This window comes from Haloarcula marina (assembly GCF_024218775.1).
Taxonomy (GTDB): domain Archaea; phylum Halobacteriota; class Halobacteria; order Halobacteriales; family Haloarculaceae; genus Haloarcula; species Haloarcula marina.
In genome coordinates this window covers 1,123,441-1,142,926 of record NZ_CP100404.1, presented here as the reverse complement: position 1 = coordinate 1,142,926, position 19,486 = coordinate 1,123,441, and the positions used below count along the sequence as shown (strand labels likewise).

21 protein-coding genes and 2 pseudogenes are annotated in these 19,486 nt (G+C 60.1%); 16 read left to right on the top strand and 7 right to left on the bottom strand.

Annotated features, from left to right (window positions below; genetic code table 11):
- Positions 1-194 precede the first annotated feature (194 nt).
- From NJQ44_RS05950 to NJQ44_RS05935, 4 genes are all read left to right on the top strand, one after another.
- Entirely contained in the window at positions 195-2,102 is a 1,908-nt protein-coding gene (locus tag NJQ44_RS05950) for a beta-CASP ribonuclease aCPSF1 (protein WP_254273762.1), read from the top strand.
- A gap of 438 nt (positions 2,103-2,540) precedes the next feature.
- Positions 2,541-3,572: an aldo/keto reductase gene (locus NJQ44_RS05945; protein WP_254273761.1), complete on the top strand. Its 1,032-nt coding sequence runs from the start codon at positions 2,541-2,543 to the stop codon at positions 3,570-3,572.
- A 50-nt stretch (positions 3,573-3,622) separates the two neighbouring features.
- Positions 3,623-4,270 (top strand): helix-turn-helix domain-containing protein, encoded by a 648-nt coding sequence (locus tag NJQ44_RS05940; RefSeq protein ID WP_254273760.1) that lies wholly within the window; start codon positions 3,623-3,625, stop codon positions 4,268-4,270.
- A gap of 75 nt (positions 4,271-4,345) precedes the next feature.
- Positions 4,346-4,681, top strand: a complete 336-nt coding sequence (locus tag NJQ44_RS05935) for a HalOD1 output domain-containing protein (RefSeq protein ID WP_254273759.1) — start codon at positions 4,346-4,348, stop codon at positions 4,679-4,681.
- 1 nt (position 4,682) lies between these two features.
- On the opposite strand, the pseudogene NJQ44_RS05930 reads toward NJQ44_RS05935, so the two are convergent.
- Positions 4,683-5,165: pseudogene (locus NJQ44_RS05930) on the bottom strand (endonuclease III domain-containing protein); the annotation flags it as partial.
- 213 nt (positions 5,166-5,378) lie between these two features.
- Here NJQ44_RS05930 and NJQ44_RS05925 point away from each other — a divergent pair.
- Positions 5,379-5,804: a hypothetical protein gene (locus NJQ44_RS05925; RefSeq protein ID WP_254273758.1), complete on the top strand. Its 426-nt coding sequence runs from the start codon at positions 5,379-5,381 to the stop codon at positions 5,802-5,804.
- Between the two features lie 5 nt (positions 5,805-5,809).
- On the opposite strand, the gene NJQ44_RS05920 is transcribed toward NJQ44_RS05925, so the two are convergent.
- The 3 genes from NJQ44_RS05920 to NJQ44_RS05910 all read right to left on the bottom strand — a co-directional run bounded on the left by NJQ44_RS05920 (position 5,810) and on the right by NJQ44_RS05910 (position 7,223).
- On the bottom strand, positions 5,810-5,983 hold the full coding sequence (locus NJQ44_RS05920) for a hypothetical protein (protein WP_254273757.1): 174 nt from the start codon (positions 5,981-5,983) through the stop codon (positions 5,810-5,812).
- Between the two features lie 318 nt (positions 5,984-6,301).
- Positions 6,302-7,042 carry a recombinase family protein gene (locus NJQ44_RS05915; protein ID WP_254273756.1) on the bottom strand — a complete coding sequence of 247 codons (741 nt, stop codon included), beginning with the start codon at positions 7,040-7,042 and terminating at the stop codon, positions 6,302-6,304.
- Positions 7,035-7,223 carry a hypothetical protein gene (locus NJQ44_RS05910; RefSeq protein WP_254273755.1) on the bottom strand — a complete coding sequence of 63 codons (189 nt, stop codon included), beginning with the start codon at positions 7,221-7,223 and terminating at the stop codon, positions 7,035-7,037. Before NJQ44_RS05910 ends, NJQ44_RS05915 begins: the two co-directional genes overlap by 8 nt.
- Positions 7,224-7,415: 192 nt before the next feature.
- Here NJQ44_RS05910 and NJQ44_RS05905 point away from each other — a divergent pair, with 192 nt between their 5' ends.
- The gene (locus NJQ44_RS05905) at positions 7,416-8,150 is read left to right on the top strand and encodes a hypothetical protein (RefSeq protein ID WP_254273754.1); all 735 of its coding nucleotides are present in this window, start codon (positions 7,416-7,418) and stop codon (positions 8,148-8,150) included.
- 112 nt (positions 8,151-8,262) lie between these two features.
- On the opposite strand, the gene NJQ44_RS05900 is transcribed toward NJQ44_RS05905, so the two are convergent.
- Entirely contained in the window at positions 8,263-8,436 is a 174-nt protein-coding gene (locus tag NJQ44_RS05900; protein ID WP_254273753.1) for a hypothetical protein, read from the bottom strand.
- 106 nt (positions 8,437-8,542) lie between these two features.
- On the opposite strand from NJQ44_RS05900, the gene NJQ44_RS05895 reads away from it, so the two are divergent.
- The 6 genes from NJQ44_RS05895 to NJQ44_RS05870 all read left to right on the top strand — a co-directional run bounded on the left by NJQ44_RS05895 (position 8,543) and on the right by NJQ44_RS05870 (position 11,196).
- A complete protein-coding gene (locus NJQ44_RS05895) occupies positions 8,543-8,761 on the top strand; it encodes a helix-turn-helix domain-containing protein (RefSeq protein WP_254273752.1) in 219 nt (72 codons plus the stop codon).
- Between the two features lie 175 nt (positions 8,762-8,936).
- On the top strand, positions 8,937-9,458 hold the full coding sequence (locus NJQ44_RS05890; protein ID WP_254273751.1) for a PadR family transcriptional regulator: 522 nt from the start codon (positions 8,937-8,939) through the stop codon (positions 9,456-9,458).
- Positions 9,459-9,464: 6 nt separating this feature from the next.
- Positions 9,465-9,743: a hypothetical protein gene (locus tag NJQ44_RS05885; protein ID WP_254273750.1), complete on the top strand. Its 279-nt coding sequence runs from the start codon at positions 9,465-9,467 to the stop codon at positions 9,741-9,743.
- An 8-nt stretch (positions 9,744-9,751) separates the two neighbouring features.
- Positions 9,752-10,213 carry a hypothetical protein gene (locus NJQ44_RS05880; RefSeq protein WP_254273749.1) on the top strand — a complete coding sequence of 154 codons (462 nt, stop codon included), beginning with the start codon at positions 9,752-9,754 and terminating at the stop codon, positions 10,211-10,213.
- Between the two features lie 2 nt (positions 10,214-10,215).
- Positions 10,216-10,644, top strand: coding sequence for a hypothetical protein (locus tag NJQ44_RS05875; RefSeq protein ID WP_254273748.1), 429 nt, complete (start codon positions 10,216-10,218; stop codon positions 10,642-10,644).
- Between the two features lie 12 nt (positions 10,645-10,656).
- Positions 10,657-11,196 (top strand): TATA-box-binding protein, encoded by a 540-nt coding sequence (locus NJQ44_RS05870; protein ID WP_254273747.1) that lies wholly within the window; start codon positions 10,657-10,659, stop codon positions 11,194-11,196.
- Between the two features lie 7 nt (positions 11,197-11,203).
- On the opposite strand, the gene NJQ44_RS05865 is transcribed toward NJQ44_RS05870, so the two are convergent.
- On the bottom strand, positions 11,204-14,713 hold the full coding sequence (locus tag NJQ44_RS05865) for an Eco57I restriction-modification methylase domain-containing protein (protein ID WP_254273746.1): 3,510 nt from the start codon (positions 14,711-14,713) through the stop codon (positions 11,204-11,206).
- Positions 14,714-14,816: 103 nt separating this feature from the next.
- On the opposite strand from NJQ44_RS05865, the pseudogene NJQ44_RS19615 reads away from it, so the two are divergent.
- Both NJQ44_RS19615 and NJQ44_RS05860 read left to right on the top strand, forming a co-directional pair.
- Positions 14,817-14,906: pseudogene (locus tag NJQ44_RS19615) on the top strand (DUF8139 family protein); the annotation flags it as partial.
- A gap of 347 nt (positions 14,907-15,253) precedes the next feature.
- Positions 15,254-15,457 (top strand): hypothetical protein, encoded by a 204-nt coding sequence (locus NJQ44_RS05860; RefSeq protein ID WP_254273745.1) that lies wholly within the window; start codon positions 15,254-15,256, stop codon positions 15,455-15,457.
- 25 nt (positions 15,458-15,482) lie between these two features.
- Here the strand turns inward: NJQ44_RS05860 and NJQ44_RS05855 are convergent, their stop codons facing one another.
- Positions 15,483-16,130: a hypothetical protein gene (locus NJQ44_RS05855; RefSeq protein ID WP_254273744.1), complete on the bottom strand. Its 648-nt coding sequence runs from the start codon at positions 16,128-16,130 to the stop codon at positions 15,483-15,485.
- A gap of 914 nt (positions 16,131-17,044) precedes the next feature.
- Between NJQ44_RS05855 and NJQ44_RS05850 the strand changes: the two genes are divergently transcribed.
- Entirely contained in the window at positions 17,045-17,335 is a 291-nt protein-coding gene (locus NJQ44_RS05850; protein ID WP_254273743.1) for a hypothetical protein, read from the top strand.
- Positions 17,336-17,798: 463 nt separating this feature from the next.
- Positions 17,799-19,241 carry a J domain-containing protein gene (locus NJQ44_RS05845; RefSeq protein ID WP_254273742.1) on the top strand — a complete coding sequence of 481 codons (1,443 nt, stop codon included), beginning with the start codon at positions 17,799-17,801 and terminating at the stop codon, positions 19,239-19,241.
- Positions 19,242-19,486: the final 245 nt, after the last annotated feature.

Sequence of the window (19,486 nt, the reverse complement as noted above, 5' to 3'; positions counted from 1 at the left end):
CGAACAGTCACCCTGCCCGAGTGCGAAGTCTTTAATAATTCGAGCGGGGTACTCACGACTACAATCGGTTTTCCGGACCGTTCTTCGTCCGGAGGTCACTCACCGAACCACGGATAACTGTATGACCGTACGATACCCTCGGGCAACCTCACACCGCGGCGGACACGCCGACAGCAGGCCGCCCCTCTGACAGCATGAGCACCGTAGACAAACAACTCGAAGACGTACGAGCAACGATAGACGAAGAGGTTCCGAACCGCATCACCATCTCCGACGTGACCTACGAAGGGCCGGAACTGGTCATCTACACCCGCGACCCCAAGGAGTTCGCCTCGGACGGCGACTTGGTCCGACGGCTTGCGTCGAAACTCCGGAAGCGAATCACGGTTCGCCCCGACCCGGACGTGCTCACGCACCCGGACACCGCCGAAGACGAGATTCTCGCACTCCTGCCAGACGACGCTGGCGTCAGCGACATGGAGTTTCTGGCCGACACCGGCGAAGTCCTCATCAAGGCCGAGAAACCGGGCCGCGTCATCGGGCGGCGCGGCGAGACGCTCCGCGAGATAACCAAGGCCGTCGGCTGGACTCCCGACGTGGTCCGGACGCCGCCCATCGAGTCGCCCACCGTCTCGAACGTCCGCAGTTTCCTCACCCAGGAACGGGACGACCGGCGGGACATCCTCGAACGCGTCGGGCGGCAGATTCACCGCGACCCCATGTCCAAAGAGGAGTGGGTCCGCGTGACGACGCTCGGCGGGTGTCGCGAAGTCGGCCGCGCCGCGTACGTCATCTCGACGGCCGACACGCGCATCCTCGTCGACTGCGGCGACAAGCCCGGCGAGCGGACCGAACAGCCCTATCTGGACGTGCCCGAGGCCATCGGGTCCGGCGCGTCGTCGCTCGACGCCGTCGTCCTCACCCACGCCCATCTGGACCACTCGGCGCTCGTCCCGCTCCTGTTCGAACACGGCTACGACGGCCCCGTCTACTGCACCGAACCGACGCGCGACCTGTTGGGTCTCCTGACGCTCGACTACATCGGTCGTGCCGATTCGGCCGGACGAAAGCGTCCCTACGAGACCGAGATGGTCCGCGAGGCGGTCAAGCACTGCATCACGCTGGAGTACGGCGACGTGACCGACATCGCGCCGGACGTGAAACTCACGCTCCACAGCGCGGGCCACGTCCTCGGGAGTTCCGTCGTCCACTTCCACATCGGCGACGGCCTCTACAACGTCGCCTTCTCGGGCGACATCCACTACGACAGCACCCGCCTGTTCGACGGCGCGGTCAACGAGTTCCCCCGCGTCGAGACGCTGGTCCTCGAATCGACGTACGGCGGCCGGAACGACTACCAGACCGACCAGGACGATTCCGAGCGAAAGCTCAAACGCCTCGTCTCGGACGCCGCCGACGCCGACGGCACCGTCTTCGTCCCCGTCCACGCCGTCGGCCGCGCACAGGAACTGATGGTCGTCCTCGAAGAGGCGATGCGCGACGGCGACGTGCCCGAGATGCCCGTCTACCTCGACGGGATGGTCTGGGAGGCGACGGCGGTCCACACGACCTATCCCGACTACCTCCGCGACGACCTCCAGAGCCGTATCCACGACGCCGACCGCAACCCCTTCCTCGCGGACCAGTTCACGCCCGTGGAGGGCGGCGACGAGGCCCGCGAAGAAATCGCCGCCCGAGACGAGGCCAGCGTCGTCCTCGCGCCGCCGAGCATGCTCACGGACGGCCCGGCCCGGACCTGGCTGAAACTCCTCGGCGAGGACCCGGACACGACGCTCACGTTCGTCGATTATCAGGCCGACGGCACCCTCGGCAAGCGCATCCAGAAGGGGCGCTCGGAACTCTCCGTCGACGGCGAGACGATTCCGCTGAACCTCCGCGTCGAGACGGTCGACGGCTTCTCCGGCCACGCCGACCGGCAGGGCCTGGAGAACTTCGTGAAGACGATGCACCCTCGCCCCGAGAAGGTGCTCTGTGTCGACGGGAGCGAATCGGCCACGCAGGACCTCTCCTCGTCGCTGTACCACGACTACAACCTCCGGACGTTCACGCCCGAGAACCTGGAGACGTTCCGGTTCGTCTAGAGTACCACTTTTCGTTTGGAGGGGATTCCTCGGGCCTCCGGCCCTGCGGGAACCCGCCGTCTGCTCACGGGCGCTTGCGCCCGTTCGCATGGTTGCTCGATTGCAAAAACATGGAAATCGCGAATCACCGTCGGCGATTTGCGTAGTTTTTCGCGAGTACCGCGAACGCAGTACTTGTCACCGCTTCGCGCTGACGGTGAAACCGCTCGCTGCGCTCGCAGTAAGCAGACCGCCGCTCCGCCACCCGCTGTTCCCCCATACTGAACAGTTCGTCGGCAGATGCCGTGACCGGGCGCGATTCCCGTCGTCGATAGACGTGAGAACGGCGAACTCGTCCCGAAACCGGGAACGCCCCGAGAGCGCGTTCAGCGTGGCCGAAACCGGCGTCGATTGCCGAGCGCCACAGCGGTTTTTAGCGTCCCCCACGTTGGCCCGTACATGGAGTACACACGACTCGGGTCCACCGGGACGACAGTCTCACAGGTCTGTTTCGGCACGTGGCGCTTCGGCCGCGAGACCAGCGGCGTCGTCGAGACGGACCGCGAACAGGCCCACGAACTGCTGGACGCGGCCTACGACCGCGGCATCAACTTCATCGACACCGCCAACGTCTACGGGACGCCCAACGGCAAGAGCGAGGAGTTCATCGGCGAGTGGCTAGAGGATTACGACCGCGAGGACGTGGTGCTCGCCTCGAAGGTGTACTTCCCCTTCGACGGGTGGGGCGAACCCGGCCCGAACGACTCGGGACTCGGGCGCAAACACATCCGCGCCCAAATCGAGGGGACGCTCGACCGGCTCAACACGGACTATCTCGACCTCTACTACATCCACCGCTGGGACGACGAGAGCGACATCGAGGAGACCCTGCGAACGCTGAACGACCTCGTCCGCGAGGGGAAGGTCCACTACCTCGGCGCGTCGACGATGGCCGCGTGGCAACTGACGAAGGCCCTCTGGAAGTCCGACGTGGAGGGGCTGGAACGGTTCGAGGTTACCCAACCGCTGTTCCACGCTGGCTACCGCGACGACGTGAAAGACTACCTCGACGTGTGCGCCGACCAAGACATCGCCGTCTGTCCGTACTCGCCGCTGGCGGGCGGATTCCTCACCGGGAAGTACGAGCGCACGGACGACGACGACCCGACGGCGTTCGAAGGACCGGAGGGCGCACGCGGGTCGCTGGACGACCAGTTCGACGACTACTACCTCTCCGAACGCGGTTGGAAGGTCCTAGACGAGATTCGCGCCGTCGCCGACGAACTCGACGCGACGCCGGCACAGGTGGCGCTCCGCTGGGGCATCGAGCAACCCGACTTCACCTGCGTCCCCATCGTGGGCGCGCGGACCGTCGACCAGTTAGACGAGAACGTCGGCGCGACGGACATCTCGCTGTCTGACGAGCAGTTCAACCGCATCGTCTCCGCCCGGTACGCCGAGGACGGCGAGCGCTGGGGCCACCGGCGCTAAATCGGGGACGGCGACCGAGTCTTTTTCAGCACGGGTGACACAGGTGGCGTATGGCGACCATCGCGGAGTTCACCGTTCCCCCGCGAACGCTCGCGCTTGGGACGCTGTTCCAGCGGTTCCCCGAGGCCGCTCTCGAGATAGAGCGCGTCGTTCCGACGGGGGCGGCCGTCTTGCCGTACTTCTGGGTCGAGGGCGTCGACGGCGCGACCGCCTGCGAGTTCCTCGAATCGAAGGCGATATTCGAGGACATCACGCTGGTCGACGCCATCGACGGGCGAACGCTGTTTCGGTGTCGGTTCGACACCGAGGACCAGGGGCTCCTCGGTCCCGTCGTCGACAGCGGCGTCACCCTCCTGTCCGCGACCGGGACGGAAGATGGCTGGACGATACACGTCCGCGGCGACGAACAGAAGGCCGTCGCGGCGTTCGACACGGCCTGCCGCGAGAACGGCATCGCCCCGACGCTGGTCGAGATGCACGACATGGGGTCCGCCGAAAAGAACAGGCCGGTAGAGTTGACCGACCACCAGCGAGAGGCGCTGGTACTGGCCTACGAACGCGGCTACTTCGACGAACCGCGGGCGGCGACGCTCGACGAGATCGCGGGGGAACTCGACATCTCCAGACAGGCGCTCGCGAGTCGGTTACGCCGCGGCTACCGCACCCTAGTGGAGTCGAGCGTATTGCGGACCGAGTAACACCGGTTCAACGACATGAATTCCTTACATAGTCAACCCGTTTGTCTATGCGTCTCTACGGACTTCTCAACGATAATGGACGAGAGTATACGTTCGGAACAGGAGAGCGACGGCGGACGCGCTGAGGGGACTGAAGGGGTATCACACCCGACGAACGGCACGTCGACGCTCGCGGATTTCGACCCGCGAGAGACGCCGTCGAGCATCCTACTCTCCGAACTCGTCGCGGAACGGGAGGGCGTCGACCCCTGTTCCCTGCCACCGGTGTACGAGAGCGTTGAGCCAGAAGCCTTGGACAATCTGTTCACCGACGACCGGAGCAGGCGCTCGAACGTCGCGGTCACGTTCGAGTACCTGGGCTACGACGTACACGTGAGTCCCGGTTCGATGTCCGTGACGCTCGGCGAGTGATTCACTCCGACGCCTCGGCGGGGTCTACGACCTCGCCGCTGGCCGGGTAGACCCCGACTTGGTCACAGTGGTCCGCGAGCGGACACGCCTCCGGATCGTCCAGACAGGCCGGTTTGCGCGCGGTGCAGTACTCTCGACCGAACTGTATCATCGCGGTATGTCCGAACCCACATTTCTCTGCGGGCACGTCACGTTCGAGAAACTCGCGGACCGTCTCGTGGTCCGCGTCGGCGGGGGCCAGCCCCATCCGCCGGGCGATGCGGTGGACGTGCGTGTCGACGGGAAAGACGCCGCCGCGGCCGCCCGAAAAGAGGAGGACGCAGTCGGCGGTCTTCGGCCCGACGCCGTTCATCTCCAGCAGGCGGTCCCGCACCGCGTCGGGGTCGCCGTTCTTGACGAACTCGTCGAACCCCGCCGCGCCCCCGAACTCCTCGCAGATGTCGTCCGCGAGCGCGATGATTCGTTCGGACTTCTGGTTGTAGAGATGTGATTAGTGTAGACTTCGTATATACGCCCTTCCCACCTACAATCACCCGGGTGCGTAGCCTATCCCGACTCAAGACGACGGTCTTCGAAGCCGTAGATCGGGGGGTTCGAATCCTTCACCGCCTGCTACTTCCTTCGACCTCTCTACCCGCGAGCCAGCAGTGTGGCACACAGACGTTTAAGTAGGGGTACTGTCACAAGTGGAGATACAATGTCGAAGCCAGACGATATGACGTGGCAGAAGTACATTTACGACGCGTCGGAGGACGAGGAAGAAATCAAGTCCAAACAACCGGCGTTCGTTGAGTACCTCGTTCTGGAGACCGAGGAGGCCCTCACCGAGTCGAACGAGTTGGACGAGGGGCGTTTCGATGTGGCTGAAAGTAACCGTTGGGTGACGCTGGAGGCTGATGGGTGGCAGATGGATGATCAGGACGAGGCGGTGCGGATTCGAGACGCACTCCGCGAGCAAGATATCGGAGACGAGTCGGTGAGAGTGCGTGTTATGCCGTGGTGTGCAGAAGATGATGGGCCGGGGGCGCTGCCACCGGGTGACGCTTACGAGTATAGTGTGCAGGTGGAGTTGATGCGTGAGAGGCAGCTTTTTCAGGGGGCTGTCGAACAATCGAAGTTCTGACTGGTTTAGTCGTCGCGGTGGGATAGCCAGAGGTGCTTCGGTTCGTCGACGAGTTTGTGGGCGTGACTCTTGAAGCGGAAGTCCTCGTCGTCAGGCTGGTGGATCACCCCCTCGTCAACGGCATCGGCCACCTCGTCGATGTCTTCGAGGAGGATGTACCTGATCAAACGAGATGTCACCAAAATCAACAGATTGCGGGACACGTGAAACGTACCCCTCTTCCGAGCAGCCCACCAGCGCCGGCATTCAAGTGTGGATCGCGACGTCGAACATAACGGGTGGTGGGCGAGCAGGGTAACTCGCCCCGGGAGGGACGACCGTTCCACTCACGTGGGGCTAGGGAGGCCCCACACAGGACTCTCTTCTCCGAGGTCAGTAGCTGAGGAACGGAGTGACCGCCCACGCACGCACGTGGCCGATGACTCCCCAAGTCCACCGCCGGAAGCGGCGGCATCACTACCTGTCGTACGCCTGTACGAAAAGTGCTGCCTCGGAGGTCAGTCGTCGGCTGGTGACTCGTCGGGCCAGATGATGGCGAACCCTCTACCGATGGTGGCACCACGGTCGGCAGCCCGGTACGCCTCACGTCGGTCAAGGATCTTCCCCACGGTGTTGTGTGCGATTCCGGCTTCGCGGGCGACGGCGCGTTCACTCATCCCACCCTCAACGTTCTCGATGGCGTCGATGGCGTCGCCGATCTCCTTCTCGTCGGCGACGAGATACTTGCCGTGTGGCCCCATCGTGAGTCCGTACGGGATACCACCCTGCCAGTGGCCAGCGTCGACGCGCTTCTCGACGATCTCTCGGGCACGCTCCATCTCGGCCATCTTCGACAGGTGATCCATCCCCGCCTTCATCGACTCCATAATCGCACCTTGGATGGAATGAACGTCGGCTGGGCCACCCTCCTCAGCGACGTGAAGTTCCACTCCGTTCTCTCGGAGAGTGACGAGCAGACGAAGACGTTCGTCGAAGTCGCGGGCCAGACGAGCGCGGTCGCGGACTACGACCGCATCCAGTTCGCCGTTCTCGATTTTCTGACGGATGGTCTGGTACTTGCTCCTGTCGTCGTTGAACCCGCTCGTGTACTTCCCGTCCGAGAGGATGGTGACGAGGCGGAGTTCGTCTCGTCGACGGCAGTACCGCTTCAGCTTCTCGCGTTGATCCTCGATGGTGTCCTCTCGCCCGTCCTGACTCAGGCGGACGTAGCCCCACGTGTTGAGTTGCCCATCACTCATCGTCCTCCAGTTCGAATTCGACGACGATGTTGCGCGTCTCGGAGTCGATGCGCCACACCACTTCGACGTCTTCATCGACGGGGACACCTCGGGCGGCGAGGATGGGTTGGGGGATTGTGGTGGCGTGGGAGTTCTGCGAGCGTTTCCAGAGTTTGGTTCGGAAGGTGAGTTCGTTAACCATATTCTCTAAGTGAGTTGTCGGGTATCCAGAGGGGGTTCGGAGTGAATCTCCGATGCTCTACTGTGTGCTATATCACGTGCTATACTTTTTTATATTCTTGTGAGGATGCTGCTGAGGGTGCGAGATACCGGTCACGCTACCAACTCTCGTTGAGTCCCAACAGACAAGGTGGCAAGAGACCCATAGACCGGTATGGGTGAGGATGACAGGGATTTTGTTGATTTGATGGACGAGATGGGCGAACACGAATACGAAGGGGTCTCCAACAAACTAAGCGACATCCGGATCGTCCTCCATACACTTGAACGAAACTTCGAACTCCTAAGCAACTTCGTAGACGAGTACGTCCTCAACGAAGAGTACGTCCTCGATGCACCCCTGAGCCACAGGATGAGGGTGAAAGAGGAACTGTACCGACTCCTCCACAACTACCTCTCCGCATACGAGTCCCAGTACGAGTACACGAAAAGCCTCCGCGACCGCCGATTCAGCGAGGAGGGGAAAGACGAGTACAACCGACTGTTGCGCGAACACGACATCCGCCCAACCTCGGACTTCCTCAAAACGATGCGGAACCTCATCCAAAAGCACGTTCTCGTCAACGCAAACACGGTCTACTCGTGGAAAGCAGAGGATGCGGATGAGCGAGTCTCATTCCTCGTCTACCGAGAAGATATTGAGGAATGGAAATCAACGGGAAACTACTGGAGTCCGAAGACAGGCGAATTTCTCGAGGGGTACGGGGACGACAGAATACCGCTACTCAGTGTAATCGAGGAACACCACACAGATTTAATGGCGTTCCACGATGATTTCAGAGGCCTCGTGATCGATGAACACGAGGAAGAACTTGACGAGTACCTCGAGCTGCAGGAGAGAATGGTTGAGGATGCAAAGAAGACCCTCGGAACCGATGAGTCCTCGTGACAACGGCCTACCCCGATACCCTATCAGAACCAGAGGCCGGGGAGCCTATTCTCGCCGTGCTTCTGCACGAAGTCGCCACCGGGGTGACTACTCTCGGTTCGTCACAATGTGACTAATCCCACCAATCGAGTAACTCGTCTCGGGCGCGGTCGCTAATCTCGCCCTCATCGTATAGCTCTTGCACGACCGCCTCGAACGTCTCGTCCTCGTCCCAGCCCGGATCAACCACCCCGTTGGTCTCGTCGAGGTTCGCGGCACCGCGATACTTGAACTCTCGTTCTTCCATGTATCACGCCACTCACTCCCCCCAAATAGTCATTTGCGTAAAGTATTATGTGGGTGGGGGGTCAGACGAGGAGCACTTACCCCAGACACGGCCTCGACTCCCACATGTGATCGAAGCAGTCGAATCGCCCAGAGCGAAACTCGTCCTCCTCTACCTCGACGAGCGAGGCCCAGCCACACCCCGAGAAATCGCCGACGCGCTTGACCTCCCCCGACTCATCGTCCTCGAAGCCCTCGAAGTCCTCGGCGACGAAGGCCTCGTCACCCAAGACAGCGCAGATAGGATGCACGTGGCCACGCACGTGCAGTCCAAAACAGATGTTTGACTGAGTATCTACCACCAGTACGGAACCCATTTCTAAACTGTTTCTCGGAGCCTGAGCAGGTCAAACCCGTTATTCGCGTAGTGTGTACTTCAACACACGGAGAGCACAACACGGGCAAAAACGCCCTTTCCAACCCACACAGTTAAGGTGGTTGCGCAACTACGCCTTCAACAAGATGAGTCAATTAGTCAAACTCGAAGTCTCGGGCGACAATCCCACCGCTCACGCTCGCCGCATCCTTGACCAGTACGCATCCGACGAGACAATCACATCGGTGTCCATCACGATCAACACAGCCGATAGCAGCGATCAAGAGATGAAACAAGCCACAACCACGGACTACACCACGGACGCCTCCAACGAGCAAACACGCGAAGAGCGCGAAGCCGAGAAAGAGGCCAAGCGCGAAAAGGGAAACATCAAGACTAACACCAGTCACCACCGCGTCCTCGGCGAGGTTGCGGAACGGAGCAACAACGGCAGCACGTCCGTCTCCGGCAAGGAAATCAAGGAGGGGGTCGAAGGCGTGAACGAGTCCAGCATCTATCCCGCCCTCACCCAGCTGTGGGAGCGCAAGATGCTCGAACGCGAGCGCGTCGAGGACGTGGCGAACCCGTACTACAAGTACTATCTCACCGATCACGGTAAGCACACGCTCGAAGACCTCGGCAAGCCCGAACCACCGGAGGACGAGTAGCCACACGTGATTGGGCGTCTCAAGGAGGGCGACGAGGTCACGTTTGCCTGCATCGACGGAGAAGGATCCACACGTATCCGCGGCACCGTCCGCGAACGCGCAGGCAACTACGTCCGCATAACCGTCCACCAACCCCACGACTACCCCAGCGTAACGCTGGAAACCGGGACAGAGTATGGCCCGGGTATCACCGTGTGTCGTGACTATTCGATGGGCGTGCTGGGCCACGCGCCCTACGTCAACGTCGCCGGCGACGGCTACGAGACTGTAATCCACGCAAAGTGAGTCCACCCATGAGCTACATCACACACGTCAACTTCCGCGCCGACGACATCACCGACGAAGAGTACGAGGCAGCAATCTCGGAGCTGGAGGCGGTCGACGGCGTCGAAGTCGAAGAGCGGAAGCAAGACGCGGCGATGGTGGCCAACTCCGATGCTGGTGCTTCGCTTGCCCTGATGGCGGGCACACTCGCGGTCACGAGTGTCGATACGCTCGTCAACATCTACAAACTCGCCCGCTCCAACCCCGCGTTCTACCACATGTGGACGAGGAACGAGGATGGTCACCAGATCGAACCGTGGGCCGAAGATAGGATGGAGATGTACAGGGTAGAGGAGGACGACGAGATAGTACTCGCCAAAGTCGAGGGCGACAACAACGACGTCGACGTCCAAATCGACGGCCCGGTGTACTTCGTTGACTCGAACGGGGCGAGTATGTTTCCGGACGATGAGGCGGAGGAGGAGGACTGAGGATGGCGTACGGACAACCGGCGAGTGACCCCGATCCAACGACGGCTCAAGGAGTTATCGCTGGCTTCGCTGAGGGGATCGCACTCGCCTTCCTCAACAAGATCGTCGTCGTGGTGTTCGCCCAGCTCGCCGCCGTGCAGCAGACGCTCAACCCGGAACAGACGCTCGTAGACCTCGGCACCATCTTCACCGCGTGGGGAATCGTCTACTTCGTTCTCGCCTACATCGCACCCGTCCTTGCCGCCTACGTGTGGGCCGACAAGGCGGGTGTGGCCGTGTACTTCATCGGTTGGATGGGGACGACGCTCTTCCTCAGCGGTTCGTTCACGGTCGGAATGATCTTGCTTGTCGGCGCCTGCTTCCTCGTATTGCTCGTGGACGTGCTCAAGAACGCCGGTGGCCGCAACAGGCGACACCCACCGATCAGATAACAACCACATCAAATGCCGGAAATAGTCAACGTCGTCGCATCGGGGAATCTGGGCAGAGAAATCGAAGTTTCCAGCGTCGGCGAGGACGTGAACGCCATCGTCAGCTACCCCGAAAAGGACTACACAAACGACGTGGTGTACCTCCGACGCGACGAGGGCAGTCCGATGGTCACACTATTTCGCTCCGGAAGCTACCACATCACCGGCGGCAACAGTCTGGACGAGACGGAACGGATGAAGGACTGGATGGTGGACGTCCTCGAAGACCTTGGCATCGAAACGACGCCAACATTCGCCATCAAGAACGTCGTCCAGACCGGAGATCTCGGCCGTGAGGTCAACCTGAACGCCCTCTCCATCGGCCTCGGACTGGAGCAAACAGAGTATGAACCGGAACAGTTCCCCGGAGTCGTTTACCGCCCACCCGACATCGACTGTGTATTCCTCATCTTCGGGAGCGGCAAAGTCGTCATTCCCGGTGCATCAGACGTTGAAACGGGGACTGAAGGATTCGATATACTCAAGTCACGAATCGAAGACCTCCTCGATTAGCCCCGACTCACCAGACCTCGAGGAACTCTTCGACAGTGTTCTCGTCGGTGTCACCGAGCCCGTACACGTCACGAAGCACTATCTCGTCCAACTCGTCGCACAGTCGGTCGAACTCCTCTTTCAACTCCTCAATCCGTTCCATATCGCCGAGGTACTCGTCCATCAGCTCGATGACGGACTCTCGGGACGGAGTGTCCATATTGATGACTTCGGAACGGGAGAGCCGCCGGTTCTGGGCAGTCAGCAACTCGAACACGAAGTCTCGCACCCGCTCGTCACCGAACTCAATCTCGTGGTTCTGCTTCATCACCACCTGATACACCTCCTTGGTGGTCTCCACATCCATCTTCGCGTCCTTGCGAATAGGGCCCTGTCGGTAGTCGTCACCGTCGAGGTTGATGGACTGTGCGAGATCGAGAATGGAACTTTCCTTCTCGTAGTCTGGCAGGTAGTTGCGCACGTCGCTCGTCTTGTACTCCAAGTCCGTGCGCTCCGCACGGGAGCTCTGAATGTCCTCGGCGTACTCCGCCACGGTATCCTCCGGGACATCATTGGGGAGAGCGATGGGATGCGGCTCCAAGTACCTCTTGTTGTACGAGTAATACTTCCCGCCGAAGATTGGGGCGATGTGCTTGTGGTAGAACTCCAGCACCGAGGAGTTGAGGAGGGCGACGTAGTACAGGTGATCCTCAGACGTGGGTGCGTATTCGTCACGCAACTGAATCCCGTATCCGCCGGCATTTCCACCGCCGACGAAGTAGTACTCGCCCTCCGTGTCGGCGACGAATCGGTTGTAGCTGCTGAGGATGTTCGTCATAATCTTATCCGGATCGAACTTGGTGAGGTTCTTCGGATAGATGTAGCCGTACCAGTCGTCCTCACCCCTCATCTTGCCGGACTCCCGCCCCTTCAGCTTCTCCTCGTATTCGAGGAAGAAGTCCCACGCGTGCGGCATCTCCTCCTCCAACACAGACTGTGGAATCACGTCGAAGTCGTCGGCCGACACTTCGTAGGGCAGAATCATCCAGAGACCCTCCCAGTCGACGCCCCATCGGTCGATCTCTTTGCCCTTCAGCACGCGAGTAAGGATCTCCTCCTCGATGAGATGCGTCTCGTCGTACCCGCTCGGTGCGAACTCGACGACGCCCTCCTCGTCGGTCTGACCGACAATCTCTCCGATGTAGACCGTGTTCGCACTCGTCTGCGTCCCGACAAACACCTCAGCCGAAATCTCCCCCACCCGCATATCTCCCTGCTCCTCAATCTTGTCGAACAGACGACGTTCCGAGTCCGGCATCGGCTTCCAACTCGGTAGGTAATCGTCCGCGTTGTCCGCCCGCATCTGCTCCTTCTCGTAGGTGTACAGATCGTAGGCGTCGACGTCCGGGTTCTCCCAATCGTCTCGCCGGTGAATCTCTTCGAGTATCCTGTCTCGCTCCTCGGCGAACCTCGCGCACTGTACCGGCTCTTCCGGCGAGCGGTCTCTATCCACGGTGAAGATACACGGGTACGGAGTCGCCGCATCGAACACCTCCACGTCCTTGAAGTCGATAATGTGGGTGAGCGGCTCCTCGGCGAGTTGGTCACGAATCAACTCGCTGTACTCGTGAGAGAGCACGCGGTTCGGGCAAATGTACGAGAGGTTCCCGTCATCCTTCAACCAGTCCAGTCCGCGCTCGATGAACGGCACGTAGATGTCAAAGTTGCTCTCGACAGACGAGTACCGGGCCACGTAGTCCTCCTTCGGCCCGTTGATGTTCTGCACGCGGACGTACGGCGGGTTCGCAATCACCACGTCGAACTCCATCTCGTCCTTGATGCGGTCAACCGCGTCCCTGTCGTCAAGGAACGACTGCGCACGGCCATTATACTGGGCGAACTGGCCGATTTGTGACTGCTTCCCCTCGTCGTCAGTACTCCCCTCCTGCTGCTCCAACACGGTCGGCGTCAACGTGTCCGCGACGTGAATCTCGAACCCATCCATCGTGTAGGACGGGTCTTGCTCCGTCACCTTGTCGTAGAGATCGACGGTGCGGAACAGGAGGTTAATCTGGGTGATGTGGACGGCAAACGGGTTGATGTCGATGCCGTACACGTTCTCCTCAACACGCTCCAAAATCGTCCGCGCCTCCTCCGCGTCGAGGTAGTGAATGCTGGTCTTGCCGAACTTGTCGATGTAGTGCTGGATGAGTCGTTCCGTCGCCTCGGTCAGGAAACCACCACTCCCACACGCCGGATCGAGAATCTTCTGCCGGCCGATTCCCTTGTTCGCCTTGTACCCGGTCTCGTCCAACATGTACCGGATGACCTCGATGGGTGTGTAGTACTCCCCGAGTTCCTTCCGTTCCTCCTGCGGGAGGTAGTCCTCATAGACGTGGCCGAGAATGTCACGGTTGACGTACTCGAAGTCGAAGCGGTTCAATCGCTTGAATACCTCGCCGAGTCGGTAGTCCAGATCATCCTCGAGATCCTCCTGCTGACTTTCCTCGTCGGAGTCGAACCGCTGACGTTTGTCCCTCGACACCCACCACCAGTCGAAGATACCGAGTTCGTACAGGTCTGAGTAGTGATCGTCAATCCTGTCGTACGTGTCCATCAACGCCTCAAGATACGGACGCTCATCATCCTGATCGAGTGCGTCGGCCATCCCACGCCCGGACAGACGCGTGTTGCCAACGATTTCCTTGTCCTCGGCGATCCGCGCGAATAACGCCCGGTTCATCAGGATGTACGCCGTCTCCCGGCAGAACGTCTGCTTCGCGTCGTCGCTCTTGCCGGTGTACTCCCTCCAGTCCTTCCAGTCGGGGAAGGTCGTTTCCAGAAACTCCTTCGGGTAGGAACCATCCGGCCGATCACTGTAGTTGTCGAAGAATCGCTCCATTACGCTGGACAACTCGTCCAACGATTCCTTCACGGCCTCAAGGAACAGATCGTATCCCTCGTCATCCGTACCCGGCTGGTACTGAACCGGCACCTCCTTCGCTCGGTCACGGAAGTACTCCGCGTCCCCGACGTTCGTATAGCGGTCACGACGGAAGTACTCCAACTCGCCGAGTGCCTCCTGCTGCTCGGCGGTCAGATTCTCAACCGACTCCGAGTTGGCCACGAGGCCGATGTCGAAGTCGTTGATGGCGGATAGCGAACGATCATCCGCGGAGTACTCGTAGATGCGGAACTCGTGACCGTTCGTCAGAATTCCGTACTCTGCACTCCCAATGCCCACCATGTACGTCTCCAACTGCTCGACGTCGCCCAGTTCAAGCTCGTGAGAAGGTCGCTTCGTCTCGCACGCGATGACTGGGAACGGCGGATTACTGTCGTCGTAACAGAGGACGTCTTTCCTGTCGTCCTCGAAGTTGACGTGCCCCTCGCCCTCGGTGCGTGACCAGCCGAGTGCGTCCGTAAACAGATGATCGACGAGACTGTATCTGAAGTCGAATTCGCTCCCCTCGGAACGAATCTCGCCACCAATCTCTTGGAAGGCCTCGTGAATATCGACGAGGAAAGTATCCGGCATTAATTCCCCATTCAGATACAACCTTCTTAAAAATTCACTTACATCGGGACGACGGAGTGGATGTATGGAAGATGTTTCCTAGCCCACGAACGAACCTTACTCGGAGGGTGACGAGGTGCGGGCCTACCTCTCGGAGGATGATCCCGGCTCTAGCCACCACGGGACGGTCGGAGACGTGGTTTCAGCATCCTGACTTGGTGCCGGCTAACGGTGCGTAGAATAGTTCTCGCGACTGCCTGCACCGGAAACGATGGGGTGTCAAGCCTTCACTGTCGTCCAGATAATCGCGTCCCTCGGCGCACCCCGGGCAGAGGTACTCCCAACGGTTCTCGCTGACCTCGTACGCGAGACCACGCCAGTCCTGCACGTGACGTTCGCACTCGTCGCACGTGTCGCCAAACGGTTCTACCATCACTAACAAGTATGTCTATTGACAATTTAAGCGGCAGCCCGTGAACCTCACGACATCACACCGATAACCGCGTGACTCCGTCAACCCCACCCAGCGCCCTTATAACCGAGGAGGGGCGCTGAGCACGTATGGCGACGATCACCGACACGTGCGACGACTGCGGGCGAGAACAGAAATGGAACGTCGAAGGAGCCGGCGGTCGTGTGGACTGCCCCGAGTGCGGCCAGACACATCACGTGTGGAAACCGACGGCCACCGCCGACGAGGTGGGCCACGTTCCAGAGAGGAAGAAGGAGACGTTGGAGAAAGCACGCGAGGCGATGAACGCGTGACGGTCGCCGAGAAACAGCGGTTAGGTCAGTCGTCGCCGAAGGTGAACTCATCAGCCACGAGACCCGGGTTCTCGATCTTCTCGTCCATCTGGTACAGCTTCGTCTCCATCTCCTTGAGCCGCTCCTCCATCTCCTTGTTCCGCTCTGCCATCTCCTCGGCCTTCTCACGCATCTTCTTCGCGTTCTCCAACGCGCTATTCTTGACCGCCTTCGCCTGATTCAGCTCCTCCTCCAACTCGTCCACCCGCTCGCGGAGTGCGTCAATCTGCTCAATAGCCTCGTCGAGATCCTCCGGTTCAGGGCGATGAACCGCCCAGTACTCATCCGGAGTAATTGCCGCCTCAATCGCTAGTTCCACAGAGACGTTGAGGGCGATACATTTTGGCTCCTTGGCAGCACCTCGGTTGTCCCATCTCACCTCGTCAAGGACGTTGACAACGAGCCCAGCCGAGTGTAGTTGCCGCAGGTCACGGATGAGCTGTTTAGACCAGTCGATGGCATCACAAGCCCGTTTCACTTCCCCGGTGGTCACGCTGTCCTCCTTGACGGTGGTCTGCCACATCTTCTCGCCATCATCCATCTCGATGCGCTTCACAACGTGGTGAAGTACGAGCCGTTGCCGCCCGCTCAGTTCGACTCCGTTGAACGTGGTTGACAGTTCATCTTGTTCCATACCCCCACTAATTGATAGGTTCTGGACGTGTAAAAACCCCATCAGAACCCCGGACTACTCCCCGACACGTCAGGGTGAGCAGAGCGACTGCCTCTCAAAACCGCCTCGACATCCCCCCATCCACGTCAGGGAGCCGTCAGGGACAACGACATACTAAGAAACAAACGGTACCTGAATCCACCACCGGGGGTCTCCCGGGCCGCATGGCCTCGCCGCGAGAAAGGGCGCTCAGCGAGAGGAAGGCCGCGCCCCCAGTTCACCCCGGGCCGAACAGAGCATCCTCGAAGAGAACAGCGGCCCGAGACTCCAGTGGAACCACAGGGGTTCCGCGTCGCCGAGAAGGCTGGGTTCCCGATCACGAAGAGAGGATTTACATCGGAAGTCGAGGGGGAGGGGTTCCCCGACATCGACACACAGACAGGGTTCCCACATCGTCGCCGAGCAGAGCATCGACGTCGACGCCGAAGACAGGTTCCCGGCGACCGACGAAAAACACACCAACGAGCACACGCGCGCGAGACACCGAGAACAGTTTACATCGGAACCGAGGGGTGGGGGTACATGCCGTCCCTCGGCGCCGATAGAGAACATGGAATTCATATCGACGACGGTGTCTGATGCAATCCCGGTGACGAAACTCAAACACTCACTATCGCCGGGAAGGCACTCTCTACAACCACTTTACATCGGAACCCAAGGGGGTGTCTCTTAACTCGAAGTCAGGTGTCCCCCGAAGGTAGATTTACATCGGAAGTCGAGGGGGTGGGTTCCAGAAAGCCCACGACGGAGAACAGGGGCGCATCACCACGCGGAAGCACAGCGCCCACACCATCTATGGATAACAAAGGGTACAGGCGCTGAAACGCGAGAAAACCGCAGAAACGCTTAACTGGGTGGCGCGGCGCGACAGCCATATGACAGACGACAATTTCAATCTCGAACCCGCGTCTGGGTTCGCACCGCGCGAAGACTTCCGGAGCCTCTTACATCTCGTCCGAGAGACGCGAGAGGCGGTCGATGACGGAGACCTCGATCCCGAAGACGCTCTCACCGAACTGGAGCAGAAAGTCGAACACGTGTTCTCAGGCATCGACGAACGAGAACGGCGAGTTGGGGACGGACTGACCGAAGAAGAGAAAGCCCAACGTGAAACTCGAACGATCACGTTCAACGGACAAGAGTACGAGTTCCCGAAAGACCTGTAGTCACATCCTGACTGAACAGGCGAGACAGGCGGACGCGTCGCTTCGAGTCGCCCGTGGACAACACGACGGCGGAACACGTCGAACGCCGACAGACGCCGCCGTCCTCGCGGAGGCCGCGTCGAACGCCGCAGACCTCTCGCGGGTTGTCGGGTGACTCCCCGGAGGTTTTGGGAATCTCCTTTGGGAATCGTCGTTTGGGAATCCTCGGCTGTGAATATATTATCCGCGTCGTCTCGGTCGCTCGGTACACCCCCGCCGGGGTGTCGCGGTCAAACTCGCGGTCTCACGCCCTCAGCCCGCCGTTCTCTCGCCGGGCCTCTCCTCTTCCCTCTCCCTCCTTCTCGATCGTCCTACTACTACTGTACAAAGTCTACATTTTGTGTGTGTTGTGTTAGATGGGTGGGGAGAATATGACAGTTTACCGAGGGGTATTTACACACAGAGTGTCTACACCAGCGTGTAGATGGGTGATCGTACCCCTTACCGACAGCGAGTCGATGAAGACCTGCAGGAGTTCGTCGATGGCGTAGCAGAACAGACCAACCTCTCGAAAGCGGACGTGATGGACACGGCTCTTCGACGGCTGAAAGAGCAGTCCACGGTAACTGACGATGGAGCGTTCGAGATTGACGATTACGAGGTTGATGGTGATGGTGCTGGCCGCGACCGTCTCGACGAGATGCTCGATCAGCAGCGTGTGATGATGGAGAAACAGGACGAGATGATGGAGATGGTGGGGGGCACCCCATCCGACGACGACACCAGCTCGGATAATATATTCTCAGCCGAGGATTCCCAAACGGATTCCCAAACCGAGGATGGCGAAGACGTAGAGTCCGACATGCTCGCGACCGTCTCCGAGGACGACGAGGCGTCGCGACCGCCGGATGTGCTGGAAGCCTCCGAGACTATCGAGTCCATCGACGGGGAGATGACGACCGACGAGAAGGTTGACCCAGATGTCGTACGAGACCTTGAGCTGAAGGAGGACATAGCGAAGACGCACGAGCAGTGCATCCCGACGATCCGAGCGATGGTCAACCACATCGACGACGAGATGGATGACAGTCGAGTCGTCGGCGGTCAGACGGACTGGGATACACTAGAGCGTCTGATTACGTCCGAGTTGGGTCTATCCAGTTACACTGCTCGGTACAGTTACCGACCGATGATGGAGGCCGAGGGCGTGATTTACTCTCATCCTTCCTCGGACGACGAGATCGTCGGCGAAGAGGCCTACGAGGACGTGCTGTCGTTCGCTGTGGACAAGTGGGGTGACGTGCATCCGTCGGAGATTGAGCATCCTGAGTGCTATCCTGACGACGTGATAGGGTTCGTCAGTTGGGCGATGCCAGCGACTAACTGGGATCTTGACTCGCTGTACGTGGACGAGGAGGCGTATCTCGAGCAGGTGTGGGCAGTCGCCGAGGAGATTATCCGCAGTATCGCGGCGACACAGCCGAGCGACAACCGACCGTACGGTGAGAAGATGACTGCGAGCGAGAAGATTCGTGGGGCGAAGCGTGTGGTGGTGTTGATGGCGAAGCGTGCCGAGCAGCTCGTTGGCCGCTTCGACTCGCACCCGGTCATCGCTCTCGTCTCGGAGGCGGCAGACACTGACCCGTCGTCCGAGGATGATGTGGCGGAATTTGTCTCGGATTCGAGTGAGTACGTGGAGCAGATCGAGGAGATGGTGTTCGAGTCTGGTGACGACGATACCGTCGAGATTGACCGAGACGAGGTGGCCGGGGTTGTCGGTGTCTCGCCCGATGCCTCTGATCAGGAGCTTCACGCGGCGGCAATCCGGGCACTGAAGGAGCGACACCCAGACAAGGCGGAGTCCGATGATGAGGCGCTCGGGCCGGCGGAGATGGAGGTGGTGATGGACGCGATGCACGCCCTGTAGATTCGCAGGACGGCGCTACCCTTCTCGCAAGTCATTTAAACTGCTTGACAACTTACGTTTAGTTAGGACAAATGAAGTTTAACAAGTCCGTCATCGTGTGTGAGCGGTGCGGTGAAGTCCACATCGTCCGTGAGGGCGTTCTTGGATGTGACTGTCGCGAGGCCCCCGCGGAGGTGGCCAAGTTCCACACGATGCTCCCCGAGGGGTGGCGGGCTGACGGTCGTTTGTCGGTGTAATCTCACCTC